The sequence below is a fragment of the Nocardia speluncae NBRC 108251 genome (assembly GCF_001613245.1).
In the GTDB taxonomy this organism is placed as follows: Bacteria; Actinomycetota; Actinomycetes; order Mycobacteriales; family Mycobacteriaceae; genus Nocardia; species Nocardia speluncae.
This window is the reverse complement of the sequence record NZ_BDBZ01000014.1, coordinates 1-17,218: the sequence shown is the minus strand read 5'-3', so window position 1 is coordinate 17,218 and position 17,218 is coordinate 1. Positions and strand designations below refer to the sequence as shown.

Annotated in this window: 14 protein-coding genes; 3 read left to right on the top strand and 11 right to left on the bottom strand. The window is 68.9% G+C overall.

What is annotated here, in order from left to right:
* Nucleotides 1–80 precede the first annotated feature (80 nt).
* A complete protein-coding gene (locus tag NS6_RS15370) occupies nucleotides 81–944 on the bottom strand; it encodes a DoxX family protein (RefSeq protein ID WP_084471082.1) in 864 nt (287 codons plus the stop codon).
* Between the two features lie 161 nt (nucleotides 945–1,105).
* On the opposite strand from NS6_RS15370, the gene NS6_RS15365 reads away from it, so the two are divergent.
* Nucleotides 1,106–2,218, top strand: coding sequence for a PQQ-dependent sugar dehydrogenase (locus tag NS6_RS15365; protein ID WP_068042361.1), 1,113 nt, complete (start codon nucleotides 1,106–1,108; stop codon nucleotides 2,216–2,218).
* Between the two features lie 46 nt (nucleotides 2,219–2,264).
* Here the strand turns inward: NS6_RS15365 and NS6_RS15360 are convergent, their stop codons facing one another.
* Complete coding sequence (locus NS6_RS15360) at nucleotides 2,265–3,191, bottom strand: NADP-dependent oxidoreductase (protein ID WP_210747126.1); 927 nt, start codon at nucleotides 3,189–3,191, stop codon at nucleotides 2,265–2,267.
* A gap of 58 nt (nucleotides 3,192–3,249) precedes the next feature.
* Here NS6_RS15360 and NS6_RS15355 point away from each other — a divergent pair, with 58 nt between their 5' ends.
* The gene (locus tag NS6_RS15355; RefSeq protein WP_068042358.1) at nucleotides 3,250–3,666 is read left to right on the top strand and encodes a winged helix-turn-helix transcriptional regulator; all 417 of its coding nucleotides are present in this window, start codon (nucleotides 3,250–3,252) and stop codon (nucleotides 3,664–3,666) included.
* Nucleotides 3,667–3,702: 36 nt separating this feature from the next.
* On the opposite strand, the gene gatB is transcribed toward NS6_RS15355, so the two are convergent.
* From gatB to NS6_RS15320, 7 genes are all read right to left on the bottom strand, one after another.
* A complete protein-coding gene (gatB, locus tag NS6_RS15350) occupies nucleotides 3,703–5,211 on the bottom strand; it encodes an Asp-tRNA(Asn)/Glu-tRNA(Gln) amidotransferase subunit GatB (RefSeq protein ID WP_068042354.1) in 1,509 nt (502 codons plus the stop codon).
* Nucleotides 5,212–5,255: 44 nt separating this feature from the next.
* Entirely contained in the window at nucleotides 5,256–6,638 is a 1,383-nt protein-coding gene (locus tag NS6_RS15345) for an alpha/beta hydrolase family protein (protein WP_068042350.1), read from the bottom strand.
* Between the two features lie 113 nt (nucleotides 6,639–6,751).
* On the bottom strand, nucleotides 6,752–7,786 hold the full coding sequence (locus NS6_RS15340) for an ATP-dependent 6-phosphofructokinase (RefSeq protein WP_068042347.1): 1,035 nt from the start codon (nucleotides 7,784–7,786) through the stop codon (nucleotides 6,752–6,754).
* An 80-nt stretch (nucleotides 7,787–7,866) separates the two neighbouring features.
* Nucleotides 7,867–8,835, bottom strand: a complete 969-nt coding sequence (locus NS6_RS15335) for a serine hydrolase (RefSeq protein WP_245669367.1) — start codon at nucleotides 8,833–8,835, stop codon at nucleotides 7,867–7,869.
* A gap of 73 nt (nucleotides 8,836–8,908) precedes the next feature.
* Nucleotides 8,909–11,491 carry a serine/threonine-protein kinase gene (locus NS6_RS35450; protein ID WP_068042344.1) on the bottom strand — a complete coding sequence of 861 codons (2,583 nt, stop codon included), beginning with the start codon at nucleotides 11,489–11,491 and terminating at the stop codon, nucleotides 8,909–8,911.
* 66 nt (nucleotides 11,492–11,557) lie between these two features.
* Nucleotides 11,558–12,244: a response regulator transcription factor gene (locus NS6_RS15325; RefSeq protein ID WP_068042563.1), complete on the bottom strand. Its 687-nt coding sequence runs from the start codon at nucleotides 12,242–12,244 to the stop codon at nucleotides 11,558–11,560.
* A 29-nt stretch (nucleotides 12,245–12,273) separates the two neighbouring features.
* A complete protein-coding gene (locus NS6_RS15320) occupies nucleotides 12,274–13,704 on the bottom strand; it encodes a sensor histidine kinase (RefSeq protein ID WP_068042341.1) in 1,431 nt (476 codons plus the stop codon).
* Between the two features lie 192 nt (nucleotides 13,705–13,896).
* On the opposite strand from NS6_RS15320, the gene NS6_RS15315 reads away from it, so the two are divergent.
* Nucleotides 13,897–14,202, top strand: a complete 306-nt coding sequence (locus tag NS6_RS15315) for a hypothetical protein (RefSeq protein WP_068042338.1) — start codon at nucleotides 13,897–13,899, stop codon at nucleotides 14,200–14,202.
* Between the two features lie 53 nt (nucleotides 14,203–14,255).
* On the opposite strand, the gene NS6_RS34730 is transcribed toward NS6_RS15315, so the two are convergent.
* Together NS6_RS34730 and NS6_RS15305 are read right to left on the bottom strand one after the other, a co-directional pair.
* Nucleotides 14,256–16,397 (bottom strand): serine/threonine-protein kinase, encoded by a 2,142-nt coding sequence (locus NS6_RS34730; RefSeq protein WP_068042336.1) that lies wholly within the window; start codon nucleotides 16,395–16,397, stop codon nucleotides 14,256–14,258.
* A 106-nt stretch (nucleotides 16,398–16,503) separates the two neighbouring features.
* Nucleotides 16,504–17,166, bottom strand: a complete 663-nt coding sequence (locus tag NS6_RS15305) for a response regulator (protein WP_068042333.1) — start codon at nucleotides 17,164–17,166, stop codon at nucleotides 16,504–16,506.
* Nucleotides 17,167–17,218: the final 52 nt, after the last annotated feature.

The following is a 17,218-nucleotide window of genomic DNA, read 5'->3' as shown; positions in this document are numbered from 1 at the left end:
CGGCGCAGCCGCGGGTGTCGAGTACTGAAATCAGGGGCCGAGGGGGCCGAAACCCGCGGGGCCGCAAACACACACAGCACTCAGTCGAATGGGCCGATACCGGTGAGCGGGTTGCCGTCCTGGAGGTACCAGTAGGTGAAGATGGCGGCAGCGAACGCGAGAACCAGGATCACGAAAGAGCCGGGACCGGGACGGACAGCCCAGCCGCGACCGCGGTCCAGCGCCCACCGGCCGGGACCGGTGAAAATAAGCGCGATGGCAGCGCCGGCCAGGACGGTTTCCGACTCGACCGCGCCCGGCCCCTGGCTGTACTGGAAGTCCGGGTGCATCCCCTGCTTGAACATCCAGGCGTCCAGGATCACCGCGAGCACCGCACCGGCGGCCAGCGGTGTGGCCAGGCCCAGGATCAACAGGATGCCACCGCCCACCTCACCGGCGGTGACCAGTGCGGCGGCGATGGACGGATGATCCCAGCCGCCCTGTTCCATCATCTCCTTGGTGCCGTCGAGGCCCGGCCCGTCGAACCAGCCCGTCAGTTTCTGCAGGCCGTGGTACAAGAATGTGCCGCCGACCACGAGGCGCAGGATGAACAGGCCCAGGTCGAGGGTGCCGCGGCGACCGTCACCGTTGCGGCGGCGCAGGCCCCCGTTGGGCGGGGTGCCCGCCGGAGGGATGCTCGCGTAGGAATAGGTCCTGTCGTCGTCGGCCCCGGCCGGTCCGGCCGGGCCGGGGGTATCGGTCGGTTTATCGCCCGGAGCAACAGAAGCCATTGCCGGTATCTCCTTGGTCATGGCCACCTTGGGGAACTGGCCGGTAGGGAAATCGTAGGGGCTGCCGACCCCGCCCGCCGTCGTCGATACCGCACGCCGGCCGACGGTGGACAGGTTGTTACCGGGCCGCGCGGATTCGGACGGCGCGGAGCCGTTTCTCGGCTTGGCACTCACCCTTCAACAGTAGGCCGATCCAGCGCCACGGTCCCACTGAAAGCGCGGCGTGTCCGCGCCACTCGGTTACCTCGGGCCGTACCCGGGCGACCTGCGGCTTGTCCGTACTGGGCGGGGGCGTGGCGGCGCGACCGGGGGGATTTCCACTACGTTGGGGGGTTATGAGGTCGGTTGGCGCGCGGCGCGTGACGGTGGGGCTGGTATGCGGGGCGTTGTTGCTCAGCGGGTGCGCGCGGTTCGACGATTCCGCGTCCAGTCCGTTCACCGAGGAACCGACTCTGGACGCCGCGGAGCTCGAACCCCCGAAGCAGCGCGCGCCCGAATCCTCGACCACCCGGCCGAGCGGTCCGTGTATCGACCCCGACCCGGCCGTGGTGGTCAGCTGCCTGGACACCACCGGCGGGCTGGTCGAACTGGGCGGCTACGCGCTGGTGACCGAACGCCGCACCGGACGCATCCTGAAGGTGGCACCGGAGGCGCCGCCGGTCGAGGTCGCCCGGGTCGACGTGGATCCCGCCGGCGACGGCGGGCTGAGTGATATCGCCATCTCCCCCACTTACCACGAGGACGGGCTGCTCTACGCCTACGTCACCACCGCGAGCGATAACCGGGTGGTCCGCATCGCCGAGGGCGGCGGCCCGCCGAAACCGGTCCTGACAGGAATCCCGAAGGGCACCACCGGGAATCGCGGCGCCATCGAATGGACGTCACCGGATCAGATGCTGGTCCTCACCGGTAACGCCGGTGACCCGGCGGCCGCGGCGGATCCGGCCAGTACGGCGGGCAAACTGCTGCGGGTGAAGAACCCTACCTCGAACGGGAACGCCCCCACCGAGGTCGCGATGTCGGGTATCGGTTCGGCCGGGGATATCTGCCTGGGCGGCGATCAGATCTGGGTCACCGACCGCACCCCCGCCCTGGACCGCCTGCAGCGCATCGGCCCCGACGGTGTCGCCACCACCGCGTGGACCTGGCCGGACCGTCCCGGAGTCGCCGGTTGCGCCGTCACCCCCGAAGGCATCGCCATCGCCCTGACCGACGCGAAAGCCCTCGCCATGGCGACACCGGACCCCACGACCTACGCCGTGACCGCGCCCCCGAGCGTTTTCTTCGCCAACAAGTACGGCCGCCTGCTCGGCGCCAGCCCGGCCATGGACGGCACCATCTGGGTCTCCACCGCGAACAAATCCGACGGCGGCCAGCCCACCCCGAACGACGACCGTGTCGTCCGCATCCCGCCGCCCACGGCCGGCGGTGGTGGCGGCCCGGACTAGATCGTTCCCGGCCCAGGCGCATCGGAGCCCGCACCGGGTTCAGGGGTCAGGCCTGGGTGGACAGGTCCGCGGTGGACTCCCACGCCGTCAGCACGATCTTGCCGCGCACCCGTCCGGATTCACTGAGCCGGTGCGCTTCGGCAATATCGGCCAGTGACATCACCCGGTCGACCTCCACGCGCAGGCGGCCGACCGCGACAAGTGCGCTGATCTCGCGCAGTGCCGAACCCGAGGGGTGTACGTAGAAGCGGCGGTATCGCGGATCGCCGGTGGCGTCGTTGCCTTGGGCGTCGACGAGGCGGCCACCGGGCCTCAGCACCCGCGCGGAGCGTGTTCCGTAGTCGCCACCGACCAGATCGAGCACCATATCGACAGGGTCCAGGGCAGTCGAGAAATCCGTGGCGGTGTAGTCGACCACCTCATCGGCGCCGAGACCCCGGAGGTACCCGTGATTGACCGTGCGGGCCGTGCCGATCACGTACGCGCCACGGCTTTTCGCGATCTGCACGGCCAGGTGCCCGACACCGCCTGCCGCGGCATGGATCAGCACCCGGTCACCGGTACCGATACCGGCCAGCGCCTGCCAGGCGGTCAGTGCGGCGGTGGGTAGGGCTGCGGCGTGTACATGATCCAGGTGATCCGGTTTCGGGGCGAGTGCGGTCACCGGCACCGCGACGTTTTCGGCATTCGCGCCCATGGCCATACCGAATACCTCGTCACCCGGCCGGAATCCATTCACCTCGCTGCCGATCTGGGCGACGACACCGGATACGTCGAGCCCGAGAGTGAAAGGCGGCGGCCCGAGCCGGTCCACGATTCCGCGGCGCGCTTTCCAGTCCGCCGCATTGACTGATGTCGCGGCCACGCGGACCAGCACCTCACCGGCCGCGGGCCGCGGCGTATCCACCTCCACGACCTGCAAGACTTCCGGGCCGCCCACGATTTGCTGACTGATCGCTTTCACGATCGCCATTGTTCCGCCCACTAGTATCCAATAGGAAGAAGGCACTTTCCCGATCCCGAGGTACCTGATGGATACTGTCTCTGACCTTACAAGTAACCAGAATCCGGTGCAGAGCTATCTGCAACGCTGTCCGGCTCGTGATGTGCTGGGCGTGCTGGCGGACAAATGGGTGCTCCTCGTTCTCGGCACGCTGCGTGCCGGCGAGGGCCCCGTCCGGTTCAACGATCTACGCCGCCGGCTCGACGGAATCACCCAGAAAATGCTCACCCGCACGCTGCGCAACCTCGAACGGGACGGCCTCGTCCGCCGCACGGTCTATCCGACAGTGCCCCCGCGTGTCGAATACGCGCTGACGGAGCTCGGCGCGGATCTGGGCGATGTCACCCATGTAATGGGACAGTGGGCCCTCCGCCACCACAGCGAGATCCTCTCCGCACGCGCCGAATTCGACAGCCGCCCCGCCCCGGAGCCACTATCGCGCTGATCCGAGGCAGCCCCGGCCGGGCGCTACAGCCGGTGATCAGGCACCGCAGGCCGTGAGGACGAGCTCCCGGACACGGGCGGCGTCGGCCTGGCCGCGGGTGGCCTTCATGACATCGCCGACGATCTTGCCGGCGGCCTGGACCTTGCCGGAGCGGATCTTGTCCGCGATATCCGGGTTGGCGGCCAATGCCTTGTCCACTTCGGCCTGCAAGGCGCTGTCGTCGCTGACCATGCCCAGGCCTTTGCTCTCGACGATCGCGCCCGGATCGCCTTCGCCGTCGAGCACCAGATCGACGACCTGCTTGGCGACTTTGTTGTTCACCGTTTTCGCCTCGACCAGGGCGATCACCTCGGCGACCTGGGCGGGGGTGATGGGCAGATCCTCGAGGGAGCCGCCGCGTTCGTTGGCCTTCTCGGTGAGGTAGGCGACCCACCAGGAGCGGGCCTCTTTGGCGGGGGCGCCGGCATCGACGGTGGCGATGATGAGGTCCAGGGCACCGGCGTTCACCAGATCGCGCATGACCTCGTCGGAGACGCCCCAGTCCGATTGGATACGCGCGCGCCGCAGCCAGGGGTATTCGGGGATGGTGCCGCGCAACTCTTCCACCCAGGCCGCGGCGGGGGCGACGGGTTCCAGATCCGGTTCGGGGAAGTACCGGTAGTCCTCGGCGGTTTCCTTGCGGCGGCCCGGGGAGGTGGAGCCGTCGGCCTCATGGAAGTGGCGGGTCTCCTGAATGATCTCCCCACCGGTCGCGAGAACGGCCGCCTGACGGCGCATCTCGAACCGCACGGCGACCTCGACGCTCTTGAGCGAGTTCACGTTCTTGGTTTCGGTGCGGGTACCGAACACGTCCGCACCGACCGGCATGAGGGACACATTGGCGTCACAGCGCAGCGAACCGTGTTCCATCCGGACATCGGAAACGTCCAGCGATTTCAGCAGGTCACGCAACGCGGTCACGTAGGCGCGCGCCACCTCCGGTGCGCGGTCGCCGGCCCCGGTGATGGGTTTGGTGACGATCTCGATCAGCGGGACACCCGCGCGGTTGTAGTCGAGCAGCGAGTGGCTGGCGCCGTGGATCCGGCCGGTGGCACCGCCGACATGCACCGATTTACCGGTGTCCTCCTCCATATGAGCGCGTTCGATCTCGACCCGGAAGGTGGTGCCGTCGTCCAACGGGACCTCGAGATAGCCCTCGGTGGCGATCGGCTCGTCGTACTGGCTGATCTGGTAGTTCTTCGGCTGATCCGGGTAGAAGTAGTTCTTGCGCGCGAACCGTCCCCACGGAGTGATGGAACAGTTCAGGGCCAGGCCGATCCGCACGGCCGACTCCACCGCCTGCTGATTGACCACCGGCAGCGAACCGGGCAGGCCCAGGCAGACCGGGCAGACCTGGGTGTTGGGGTCGGCGCCGAAAGTGGTGGGGCAGCCGCAGAACATCTTGGTCGCGGTGGACAGCTCGACATGGACCTCCATGCCCAGCACCGGCTCGTACCGGGTCAACACATCGGCGTAATCCATGAGTTCGACGGTGGGTGCGCTCATGGAGCACAGTCTATGCGCGCAGGTATGGCGGCCCGGCGGACACCTCAACCGGCCGGTATCCGCTCGCCGAGCCAGGCGGTGACGGTATCGAGAACGACGGGGTCGACAGTGGTCTCGATGGATTCGTATTCGCTGGGCATTCCGCTGTAGGCGGGCTGCATGAGATGGTTGAGCCCGTCGAATACCGGGACTTCCGCATCGGGGTTGCCGGCCAGCAGGGTCCGCATGATCTGCGCGTTCGGGTCCGCGGTCACCTGGGCGTCCTTCGACCCGTAGAACGCCAGCACCGGCATCCGCAACGCGGACAGAGCCGGCGCGGGATCATAGGACACAAGCGCGGCCATATACGGCGTGTTCTGGGAGGTGAACGGTTCGCTGGAGGCACGCAGCGCGGCCGGCAACGCCCGGTTGTAGGTTTCGGAGAGCCGGGCGGCCTTGGTGAGCTGACCGGCGCGCAGCGCGGCGGTCCAGTCGGTCAGGAAGGCCCGGTGTGCATCGATCTGCTCCGCGGTCGCGCCGGCCGCTCCGAAAGCCCGGACGCCCTGGTCGAGGATGATATCGGTACCGGTGATCGCCGGCCCGGCCATGAGCATCACGAACGCGATACCGTTCGAAGGTCGCGCAGCGACCATCGGGGCGAGGTATCCGCCTTCGCTGTGCCCGAGCAGGCCGATACGGGCCGGGTCGATCTCGGGGCGCCCGCGCAGATAGCCGAGGCCGGCTTCGATATCGGCGGACAGGTCGGCGTAATCGGCCTGATTCAGGTTGCCGCCGGTACCGCCCACACCGCGGTCGTCGGTGCGCAACACCGCGTAACCCGCGCGGGTGAGCGTATCGGCGAGCAGCAGGAACGGGCGGTGGCCGGCGAGCTCCTCGTTACGGTCCTGCGGGCCACTACCGGTGACGAGTACGACAGCGGGTACCGGAGCCGTAGTATCGGGCCGGGTCAGTGTGCCCGCAACGGTGATACCGCCGCTCTGGTACGAAATATCCTCGGACAAATAGGGATACGGCGGATGTGGCTCCTGCGGCCGGGCCGGCGGCGGCACCGGTGCACGGTTCAGGGTGAGCCCGAAGGTTTCCCCGGCCTGGCGGAAATCGCCGACGATCGCGCCGGCGGATTCGTCGAGCCGACCGTCGAAACGAGCGTCGCCGGGAACATCCGGAACACCGAACCGCACCTCATCGGGGTCGGCCACGACATCGCTCAGCGGGCGCTGTGTCATCTGCTGGGCAGCGATATCGATGACACCGCTGTGGCGGCCGGTGAATTCCACCCCGACCACCACCGGAGCGCCGGGCACCTCGATGGCACCGTGCCACTGCCCGGCCACGCGCTCATCGGCCGGACCGCCGCCACAGCCGACCAGCATCGAGACGAGCAACCACACAACCACTACCGGCAACGCTCCCTTGCCAAGGCGCATGGGCTCGACTGTATCGCCGTGGTGTCTATTCGGCGGCGCCTTCGGCAGCGCGGGTCGGGGGCGGCAGATACCTACGACCTGCCCGGTGTCCCCGGCGCAGGTCGGACGTGCGGCTAGCCGAAGAAGGCCTGTGCTTCGTCGTAGCGGTCGGCCGGGACCCGTTTGAGTTGTTTGGTCGCTTCGTGCAATGGGACCAGGCCGATCTCGGTGCCACGCAAGGCCACCATCTGGCCGAAATGCCCGGCGTGCACGGCTTCGGCGGCATGCAGGCCGAAGCGGGTGGCGAGCACCCGGTCGTACGGGGAGGGGCTGCCGCCGCGCTGCACATGGCCGAGCACCGTGGTGCGGACCTCTTTGCCGATCCGCCGCTCGATCTCCATACCGAGCTGCTGGGCGACCCCGGTGAACCGTTCGTGCCCGAATTCGTCGACCCCGCCTTCGCGCAGGGTGAACCCGGAATCGGGGGCCGGATGCGACCCCTCGGCCACGACGCAGATGAAATGTTTGTCCCCGCGCTGGAAGCGGCGTTTGATCAGCGCGCACACCTCGGTGACATCGAACGGCTGCTCGGGCACCAGGGTCAGGTGGGCGCCTGCCGCCATTCCGGAATGCATCGCGATCCAGCCGGCGTGCCGGCCCATCACCTCGATGAGCATCACGCGCTGATGGGATTCCGCGGTGGTGTGCAGGCGGTCGATGGCCTCGGTGGCGATGGACAGCGCGGTGTCGTGCCCGAAGGTGACATCGGTGCAATCGATATCGTTGTCGATGGTTTTCGGCACGCCGACCACCGGAACACCTTCCTCGGACAGCCAACTGGCGGCCGTGAGCGTACCTTCCCCGCCGATGGGGATGAGCGCTTCGATGCCGTTGTCGTCGAGGGTCTGCCGGATCCGGCTCAGGCCGGCCAGCAGCACGTCCGGGTTGGTGCGGGCGGTACCGAGCATGGTGCCGCCCTTGGCGAGCAGACGATCGGTGCGGTCATCGTTCTGGATGCGGATCTTGCGGTCCTCCAGCAGCCCTCGCCAGCCGTCCTCGAAGCCCACGACGGCATCGCCGTAACGGCCGTTCGCCGTGCGGACGACGGCACGGATCACCGCGTTCAGTCCCGGACAGTCACCACCGCCGGTCAGGATTCCGATGCGCATGGCGCCCATCTTGCCCGCTTCCGGCCCGCCGCGCCGCCTCGGGCCCGTGAATGTCGGGTAACGCCGGTACCGGGCCGCTGTCAGGCCGGGCAGGACCCGCCGGTGAATTCGCCCAGGTGCTGCGAGAGGAGGCCCGCCATCGTGTCGAGCAGGTTCATCCCATCGGAGAAAGTACCCGAATCCGGTTGCGCGGCAAGCGCAACCGCGATCGCGCCGCCGGTCACCGGGACCAGGCCGAACTGACGCACCAGGTAGGCGCCGTCGGGATCGGGACCCCAGCCGCCCTTGAAATCGGCCTCGGCGAAGACCGAACCCAGTCCCCACTGCTGGCTCGCGCTCACCGAACCCATCAGTTCGATCACGGTATCGGCGCCGGGCAGGCACGGCAGCCTGGATGCGAACCGCACCTGATCGGCCAGCGACCATTCGGACTGACCGAACGCGGAATACCCCGACCGGACGGGTTTCTCCTGGACGACGGTCGTATCGTCGCCGCCTTCGCGCAGGACGGCCTGCATCGCGTCCGCGGCGGCGCGCGGGGTCCCGAGATCCGACCACAGGCTGTCGGCGGCGGAGTTGTCCGAGGCGGTGATCGCGGCCGAGGTGGCGTAGGTCTGCCCGCCCGGGTTCTTGCGCTCGGCGGCGACAACGAGCGGAACCTTCATCGTGGACCAGGCCGGGCCGCTGGTCCATTTCCCCATCCCGACGAGGCGCTCCCCACCCACCGGCATGATCGCCAGCCCCAGCTCCCCCTTCTGCGAACGCTCCAATTCGACGAAATCGGCGGCCAACGTGCCGGGTACGGTGATCAGCACTTCCGCGCCGGGCGCATCGGCCGCGGCCGCCTGGGTGACCGAGGTGGTCGGCGCGGCAGGTTCGGTGGTGTCGGATCCGCAGGCGGTGACGACGGCCGCAATGAGCAGGCAGCCGAGCAGGGTGAGCAGCCGCCGGGCCGGAAAGAGTTCCCGTTTCTTCTCGGTCGACACAACTCTGCCCATGACTATTGCGATCTCCCACGTCTCGTACCCGGTCGAAGCACCGTACTCCATCGGCGACCCTAGCCCGGCCCGGATCGGCCCGCGAGCTGTGCGCAGCAGCGGGGCCGGTCCAGACAGACGCCGGTCAGAACAGGTACACGACCGCGTTGTTGCCGCCGAGGCAGGTGACCAGGCCGTCCGCGGCGACACATTCGAGGGTGTAGGCCTGGCCGGTCACCGGACTCGTGGCCTCGATGGAAACGGGTTCCCCCTCGGCGGAGACCACCGTGGGATCCAGATAGGCCTGCCGTACCGCCTCGGCGAACTCACAGCTGGTCACCGCGGTACCGGCCGCCGCCGAACCGTAGGCGCCACCGCCGGATGCTGCCGTACAGGGCTGCGCATCGGCCGGCAGGGCGGCACGCGTCGTGGTCGTGGTCGTGGTGGAGGTGCGGGTCGGCGCGGTGGAAGTGGCCGGCGCACTGCTACGCCCGGCGGTGGTGGTGACGGCACCGGTGGATTCGGCTGCGCTCGGCGATTCCTCGCCGCCGGACCCCAGAAAGCCGAACCCGAGAATCGCGATCAGCACGATGAGCAGGAACACCCCGGCACCGGCCAGAATCGGCATCATGCGGAACCGCTGCCCCTCTGGAGCGGGGGCGGGTGCGCCGGCCGCGTTCGCCAGGTAGCTGTCGCGGTAACCGGCTTCGTAGGCGGCGGCATAGGGGTCGGACTGCGGGGCATCCGAGGCAGCGCCGGCGCCGTACGAGTCGGGCTGTGGTTCCCGCGCAGCGGAACCGGCACCGCGGTAACCGAACAGGCCGCCGGGGCCCGGCTGCACCGGGTCGGCTGTCTGCCGGTCGTCGGATGAGTCCTCGCGTTCGGCGGTCCACCAGTCTCCGGTGGACGGGCCGGCAGCATCGCCCGGTCCGGACGCACGCTCGTCCGGCGGATATGCGCGCTCATCGGACCCGTACGCACGGTGATCCACCTGCCGGGTGTCGTCCTCCCGCCGGTAGTCGTGGTCACCCGGCCGGGAGGCATGGTCGGCCGGACCGTCGGCGTACCCCTCCGGCCGGTAGCCGCTCGCATACGGCTGGAAGGCCCGCTCGCCCGGCCCATGCTCGAGCGGATGGTCGCGCGCGGGGTAGTCCTCGTAAGGCTGCTCCGCCGGGTCGTACGGATACCGGTCCGCGGGGTACACGGGATCGCCCGGCCCGTGCGGGTACTCGCCCGGCGGGAACGAGGGACCGGCCGGCTCACGGTGTTCCGGCAGGTGGTCGCCCGGCCGGTAGTTGTGCTCGTGCGCTTCGGCGACCTGGTCGTATGCGTGCTGGTCCGAACGCTGGGTGTAGTCGTCCGGGCCCGGGGGGCGCCGGTAGGCGCGGGTGGCGTCGTCGCCGGTGGGCGCCATGGACTCCGGGACCGGGTGCGGTGGCTCGAAGACGCGGGTGGTTTCCTCGGGGCCGGGTGCGGCGGATGCCAGGCCCTGGCCGTAAACGCGGGTCGCCTGGTCGGGCGGGTAGAAGTCGGCGACCGGCATCCCACCGGTCGCGGGGGCCGAACCCGGATCGGCGGCCGGATGCAACTGCTCGTTCTGATACAGGTGGGCGTCGGGGAACGGGCGGATACCGGCGGCCGGGGCTTCGGGCTCGGCCTGTTCGTCCGAGGTGAGCGGGGTGAACTCGAATTCGGTCGGGCGCACCGAGGTGGGGTCGCCGGGGATGATCGCGGGCAGGATCGTGGTCTGATCCGGGGCGCCGTCTTCGTCGCGATTCGGAATCCGGACCACCAGGGTGGGTATACCGCCGGTCGGCGGGGAGCTCTCCGAGGGGGTTGCGGGGAATTCGCCGACTCCCGGTCCGGGTGCCGCGAACGACTGCGGCGTACGTGCCGGGGAGTTCAGCGCGGTACGGGCTGCGACAGCAAGTTCTCCTGCCGTAGCGAAACGCTCGTGCGGATCCTTGGCCATACCATATGCGATCACATCGTCGAACGCAGCCGGCAACCCGGTTCGCTGAAGACTTGCTCGCGGCGGCGGCTCGGCCATATGCGCACGGATCAGCATGCCGACACTCGGAGCGTCGAACGGCTGCGCGCCCGTGAGGCATTCGTGCAGGACACACGCCAGCGAATAGATGTCGGCGCGCAACGTGACCGGTACACGTTCGAACCGTTCGGGTGCCGTATAGATGTAGGAGCCGATCTCGGCCCCCGCTTGCGTCACGGCGGAATCGGCCCCGTGGTGGGCTATCCCGAAATCGGCGAGGTAGGCGAAATCGGTGTCGGTGACCAGGATGTTCGCCGGTTTCACAGCACGGTGCACCAGACCGTCGGCGTGCGCCGCATCCAGGGCGGCGGCGATCTGCTCGATCACGCCGACCGCACGCTGCGGGCTCAGCGGACCGCCGGACTGCAGTACTGTCCGCAGATCGGTGCCCGCGACCAGCCGCATATCGATGAACAACCGGCCCTCGATCACACCCCAATCGTGGATGGGGATGATATGCGGTTCGGCGAGCCGGGCCGCAGCCTGCGATTCACGGCGGAACCGGGTCTGGTATTCCGGGTCGCCGACCAGATCGCCGGAGAGTAGTTTGAGCGCGACCACCCGGTCCTTGACGGTGTCATAGGCCTCGTAGACCTCCCCCATCCCGCCGCTACCCAGCAGGGAACGCAGCTCATAAGGACCGAACCGCCCGCCGACTTCGGAACCTGGCGCCTGCACCCGTCCATCCTCTCCACGTCGCGGGCGCCGTCTCGACCCGGTCGCATAATCGCGCCGGGCTGCCCGTCAAACCTTGGATTGTCCCGGTGAAACCACGCCGTGGTCAAACGCGTAGACGATGGCCGCGGCACGGTCGCGCAGTCCCAGTTTGCTGAAGATATGGCCCACATGGGATTTCACGGTGACCTCCGAGATTCCCAGCGCGTGGGCTATCTCACTGTTCGCCCGGCCCCGGCCGATCAGCGCCAGTACCTCGTATTCGCGGCCGGTCAGCTCATCGCCGGTGGGGGGTCCGACCGGGGTGACCGCGGAGGTTCGGTAGGTCGACAGGACACGGCCGGTGACGGCGGGATCGAGCCAGGCCCCGCCCGCGGCGACGGTGCGGACGGCCCGGATCAGATCCTCGGCGGGGGAATCCTTGAGCAGGAATCCGGCGGCACCGGCGCGTAAAGCCCCGGACAGCAACTGGTCGTCATCGAAGGTAGTGAGAACGAGCACCGGCGGTTCACCGGCGCGTGCCCGCAGCAGCCGGGTGGCCTCGATACCGCCCATCCGTTTCATCCGCAGATCCATGAGCACGATATCGGGAGGGCTCGCCGCGACCGCGGCGAGCACCTCGTCACCGTCGGCGCATTCGCTGATCCGGAACCCGTCGCGGCGGCGCAGGATCCGGCGCAGTCCGCCGCGCACAAGTTCCTGGTCGTCGACGATCAAGACCTCGAGGGCTTCCGGATCGCTATCGGCCCTGGTCATATTTCCTCCCGTGAACAGGGGACGGACGGTCATCCCGGCAGCCCCGGCCTGCGGAGTTGGGGTGCGCCGATCGATTTCATCAGTGCACAGTGTTCTTCACGGGTGTCGGCAGCGGCCCCGCCGACCCGCTCGGGGCGGTCGTGCAGTGGGAACTCGGCCCGCACGATCCAGGAACCGGCCTCGGGTCCGATGACGATCCGGCCGCCGAGACCTTCCGCCCGCTGCCGCATCCCCGCGACGCCGGTGCCGTGCCCGATACGCGCCGGTGCCCCCGGTGGGAGCGGGTTACGCACCCGTACGATCGCCGACCGCGCACCGACCTCCAGCGTGAATTCGACGGCCGCGCCGGACGCGTGCTTGGCGATATTGGCCAGCGATTCCTGGCAGATGCGGTAGAGCGCGAGACCGACCGCCGCGGAGATCCGGTCCAGATCGCCGGTGCCGCGGCGGCGCACCGTCAGGCCGGCGTTGACGAAGTCGTCGATCAGGGCGGAGATATCGTCGGCGCCCGGTTCCGGGCCCACCGCGGCCCGCCCGGAATCCAGCAGACCCACCGTGCGCCGGATATCGGCCATGGCCTGCCGCCCCAGCCGTTCGGCGTCGGCGAGCGCATCCACCGCCTCTTCCACATCACTGTCGGTGGTGAGCGCATGCCGGGCGGCGGTGACGTGCAGCAGGGTCACGGTGAGCGAATGGGCGATGACATCGTGTACTTCGCGGGCGATGCGGTTGCGTTCGGCGGCCGCCGCCTGCGCGGCCCGCACGTTCTGATTCTCCCGTTCCTGGTACAGGTACAGCCGCTGGTACTGCAACATCACACCGACCAGCCAGCCGAGCAGGATACCGAGCGCGTACATCGGGACACCGGTGCGCAGGTAGTCGTTGCCCCACAGCGCCTGACTCGATGCGGCGAAGGCGACCAGCTCGACGGTCGCCGCCAGGGCCAGCGGGATACTCACCCGTTTCGGCGCGATCGCCGCGATTTCGGCGGCCACCACCATGAGCACGAACGGCGCGAAATCGGACTCCACCGGTTGGGCGAAGAACAGCGCCGCCGCGACCATCGTCGCCACCCCCAGCGCCAGCGGCCGCGGCACGATCCCGAACAGCACATAGGCCGGTACCGACAGGAACAGCAGCACCACCGCGAGCAACGGCAGCACTGTCGGGAAGTACTCGTGCCGTTGCAGGCATGCGACGAGACCGAGGACGAGTAGCGCCAGGTCGGCGAACAGCACCACTTTCGGCGGGTAGTCGAACGGGAGGTCTCCGAGCGGGTGCCAGCCCAGCCGGAACCGCCCACTCGGCCACCACGCAGTGAACCGGCGCCACACCCGGCCGGCCCGAACGGTCACCGAGCGGCGCGCGTGGTCCGCACCGGCACCCACGGCGACGTCCTCGCCTGCGCGCCGCGGGTCGTAACTCGCGGCGGAACCGGTTGTGAAGTGGCTCTCAGGCACGCTTCCAGGGTAATCAGCCCGGGACCGGCGGCACATCCACCTGGGGCCAGGGCCCGCCTCCACCCCCGGTAGGACATCGATTCACGCCCGCCGCACGACGAAACGCGGGCAGCGGATCCGTAGCGTAGAACGCGCCGACGCCGCACCGGACCGGGCGGCGCACCCCAGGCCCCGACCGAAAGGGCACGGATCATGTCCTGGACAGAGCAGCACCTGCGTACCGAGATCCTGCACACCGTTCTCGACCGCGCGGCCGGCGCCCCCGCTCGCGCCGACCTGTTCGACGGTATCCCCCACCTCGACCGATTGTTCGGCGGACCGCAGGGTGTACTTGCGGCCCTGCGCTATCGGTGGAACATTCATCTGGAGGCCAAGCTGGAGATGGGCGCCCCCCACGGCCGGACCGTCGACGAGGCATACCTCGAGCTGGCCGCGGAACAGCCGGTGCTGCGCGCAGTACTGGATGCCCGGACGGCGTCGCGGGTACTGGTCGCGTGAACCGGCCCCGGCCGTCCTCGAACTTCTGGCCGCGGTCGCCGGACGTGGCCCTGTCACAGCGGTGCGTCGGCCCACCAGCCATAGACGTCCTGGCGCGCAGTCGGGCCCCATTTCCGAACGAACAGCAGGGAGTTGCTCCGCGGTGAATCGCCGTTCGAGCCGAACGAGACCAGCATGTTCACATTGAACTGGCCGCGCCCGCCGGAATCCTCCCAGATGTAGGCGGTGTACGGTTCGCCGGATTTGGTACCCGCCGACATATCGTGCGCAGGCAGGCCGGCGACCACCTCCCGGGCGGCTTCGGCGTCCGGGTAGGTGATGATCGTGTAATCCATCCGGGTGGGTTGCAGCTGGATCTGCCGACAATCCCAGATCGCCTCCCAGGGACGGGTTTCCAGCACATCGCCGAAAACCGGTATGTCCGGCAGCAGCGGGATCTGATCGCCGGGACCGAATCTGCTACATCGAGCGTTCTGATAACCGAACCCGTCGAGGCCGGACCCCTGCGGGAGCAGGGTGGGAAACAGGCGGCGGGTGCGGTCGCCGGGCTCGGCGCCGGGCGGGTCGCCGGGGTCGTCCTCGCTGCTGGGCTCCCGTTCCAGGGTGGAGGTCTGCGGCACGGCGGCCGGCGCGCCGGCCGAGCTCGAATCGTCGGTGCCCAGGAACACCACCACCACGACCACCGCGATCAGGGCGAGCACTATGAGCGGTACGAGAATCGCCACGGCGATCCACGGCGCCCGGCCGCGCCGCGCCGGCGGCACGGCACTTCCGGGCGCGGCGTAGCCGGGGGGCGGCGCGGCGTAGGCGTGGGGACCGGGCAGGTAGCCGCCGGGCCGCATGGCCGCCGCGGCGCCGGTGGTTTCCGCGGACTCCCCCGGGTAACCGGCCGGTGCGCCCGCGCTGTCGGGCCGTGCCCCCGGAACCACCGGCATCCCACCGGTGCGTTCGCCCCCTGCCGGCACCTGCGGGTTTGCACCGGCGCGGTCCACACTCGGTGGCACAGCGGCGAATCCACCGGTCCGCTCCACCGCCGGATCCGACGAGCCGGCGGGCGGTGCGGGTCGGGTGATCGCGACAGTGGGTTGCGCACCGGTCGGGTCGACCTGCCCAGGCGTGGCGCCGGCCGGGGGGAGCGCCGCCGCACCACCCGCCTGATCCACGGACGGGCCGCGCAACGTGCCCGGAGGCGTGGCGCCGGGCGGCTGCGGCACAACCGGTGGCGTACCGGCCGTGTACCGGCCGTCGGCCGGATATCCGGGCGGCCCGGCGGCAGGCGGAACGGGTTGCGCGGGGGCATATCCCGTGGTCGACGCGGCGAATCCCGTTCCGGGACCGGTTGTTTCCGTCACCGTCGGGTTGGCGGTCAACGCGTGCTCCGCCGCCGCAGCGAATTCCACACACGTCCGGTAGCGGTGCGCCGGGTGTTTGGCCATCGCCTTGACCAGCACCGGATCCAGACCCGGCGGCAGGCCACGCCGTTTGACCGCCAGCGGCGGCGGCGCCAGCTGCAGATTCCCGTGAATGATATCGGCGGGATTCGGGGAATCGAACGGCGCCATTCCGGTAAGCAGCCAGTACAACGTGCAGGCCAGCGAATACTGATCCGACCGGCCGTCCATATCGCCGCCGGTCATCTGTTCCGGGGAAGCGAACGCGAGGGTCGCGGTGAACATTCCGGCCTGCGTCAAACGGACCGTTTCGGCGCGTAACCGCGCCAGACCGAAATCGGTCAGGAAAACCCGCTCACCCTGCCCGGTATTCGCGCGAGCGAGCAGAATATTGGACGGCTTCACATCCCGGTGCAGAACACCCATTCCGTGCGCGTAATCGAGCGCATCGGCGACGCCTGCGATGATCTGTACCGCTTTGTCCGGGGGCAGCGCCAGCGAATTCACGGTGCCCGCGTCGGCGCCGTCGACGTACTGCATACACATCCACAGGTGCGCACCCTCCATCCCACGGTCGTACACCGTGACGATGCTCGGATGGTCCAGTGCGGCGGCCAGATCCGCTTCCCGCTCGAAACGGGTGCGGATCGCGGCGTCGGCGAACAATTCCGGTTTGAGCAGTTTGAGGGCGGTCAGTTTTCCGAGCCGGGGATGCCGGGCCAGATACACGGCACCCATTCCGCCTTCACCGAGTTGCCGCTCGATGGTGAAACCGGCGAACACGTCACCGCTGTTGAGCAACACGACCCCCTTCGGGTGACTGACAGACTCGTGAGCCTACCGGGCACACGCCGCCGGGTCCGTCGTGAAAACGGGAATCCGCACAGTCCATGGAAACCTGACCGTCCGATCAGCCGGGGGTGACCAGACCCGATTCATACGCCAGCACCACCGCCTGCGCGCGATCACGCAGATCCAATTTGGTGAAGACCTTCGACACATGGGTTTTCACGGTCTGCTCGGCGATGAACAGGGCCTCGGCGATTTCGGTATTGGACATCCCGCGGGCGACCAACTCCAGAATTTCGCGTTCCCGCGGTGTGAGCGTCGCCAGTGCCGGCGACGGGGTGCGGCGCGCGGACCGCCGCATCGTCACCTCGGCGATCAACCGCCGGGTCACGGTCGGTGCGAGCAGCGCCTCCCCGGCCGAGACGACCCGCACCGCGCGCACCAATTCCTCGGCGGGGGCGTCTTTGAGCAGAAAACCGCTGGCACCGAGACCGAGCGCCTCGTAGACGTAGTCGTCGATATCGAATGTCGTCAACATGAGCACCCGCACCGGCGGATCGAAACCCGCGGACAGGATCTGACGAGCCGCGTCCAGGCCGTTCATTTCCGGCATCCGGACGTCCATCAGCACCACATCGGGTCGTAACCGCGCCGCCTCGGCGACCGCCACTTTCCCGTCCGGCGCGTCACCGATGACACTGATATCGGGTTGCGCGGCCAGTAACGCCCCGAACCCCTGCCGGACCATGGCCTGATCGTCGGCGATCAATACGGTTATTGCCACGCGCTCAGCTTAATTGCTGTGTCATGGCGCCGCCTTCGGCGGCGCGGGGTTC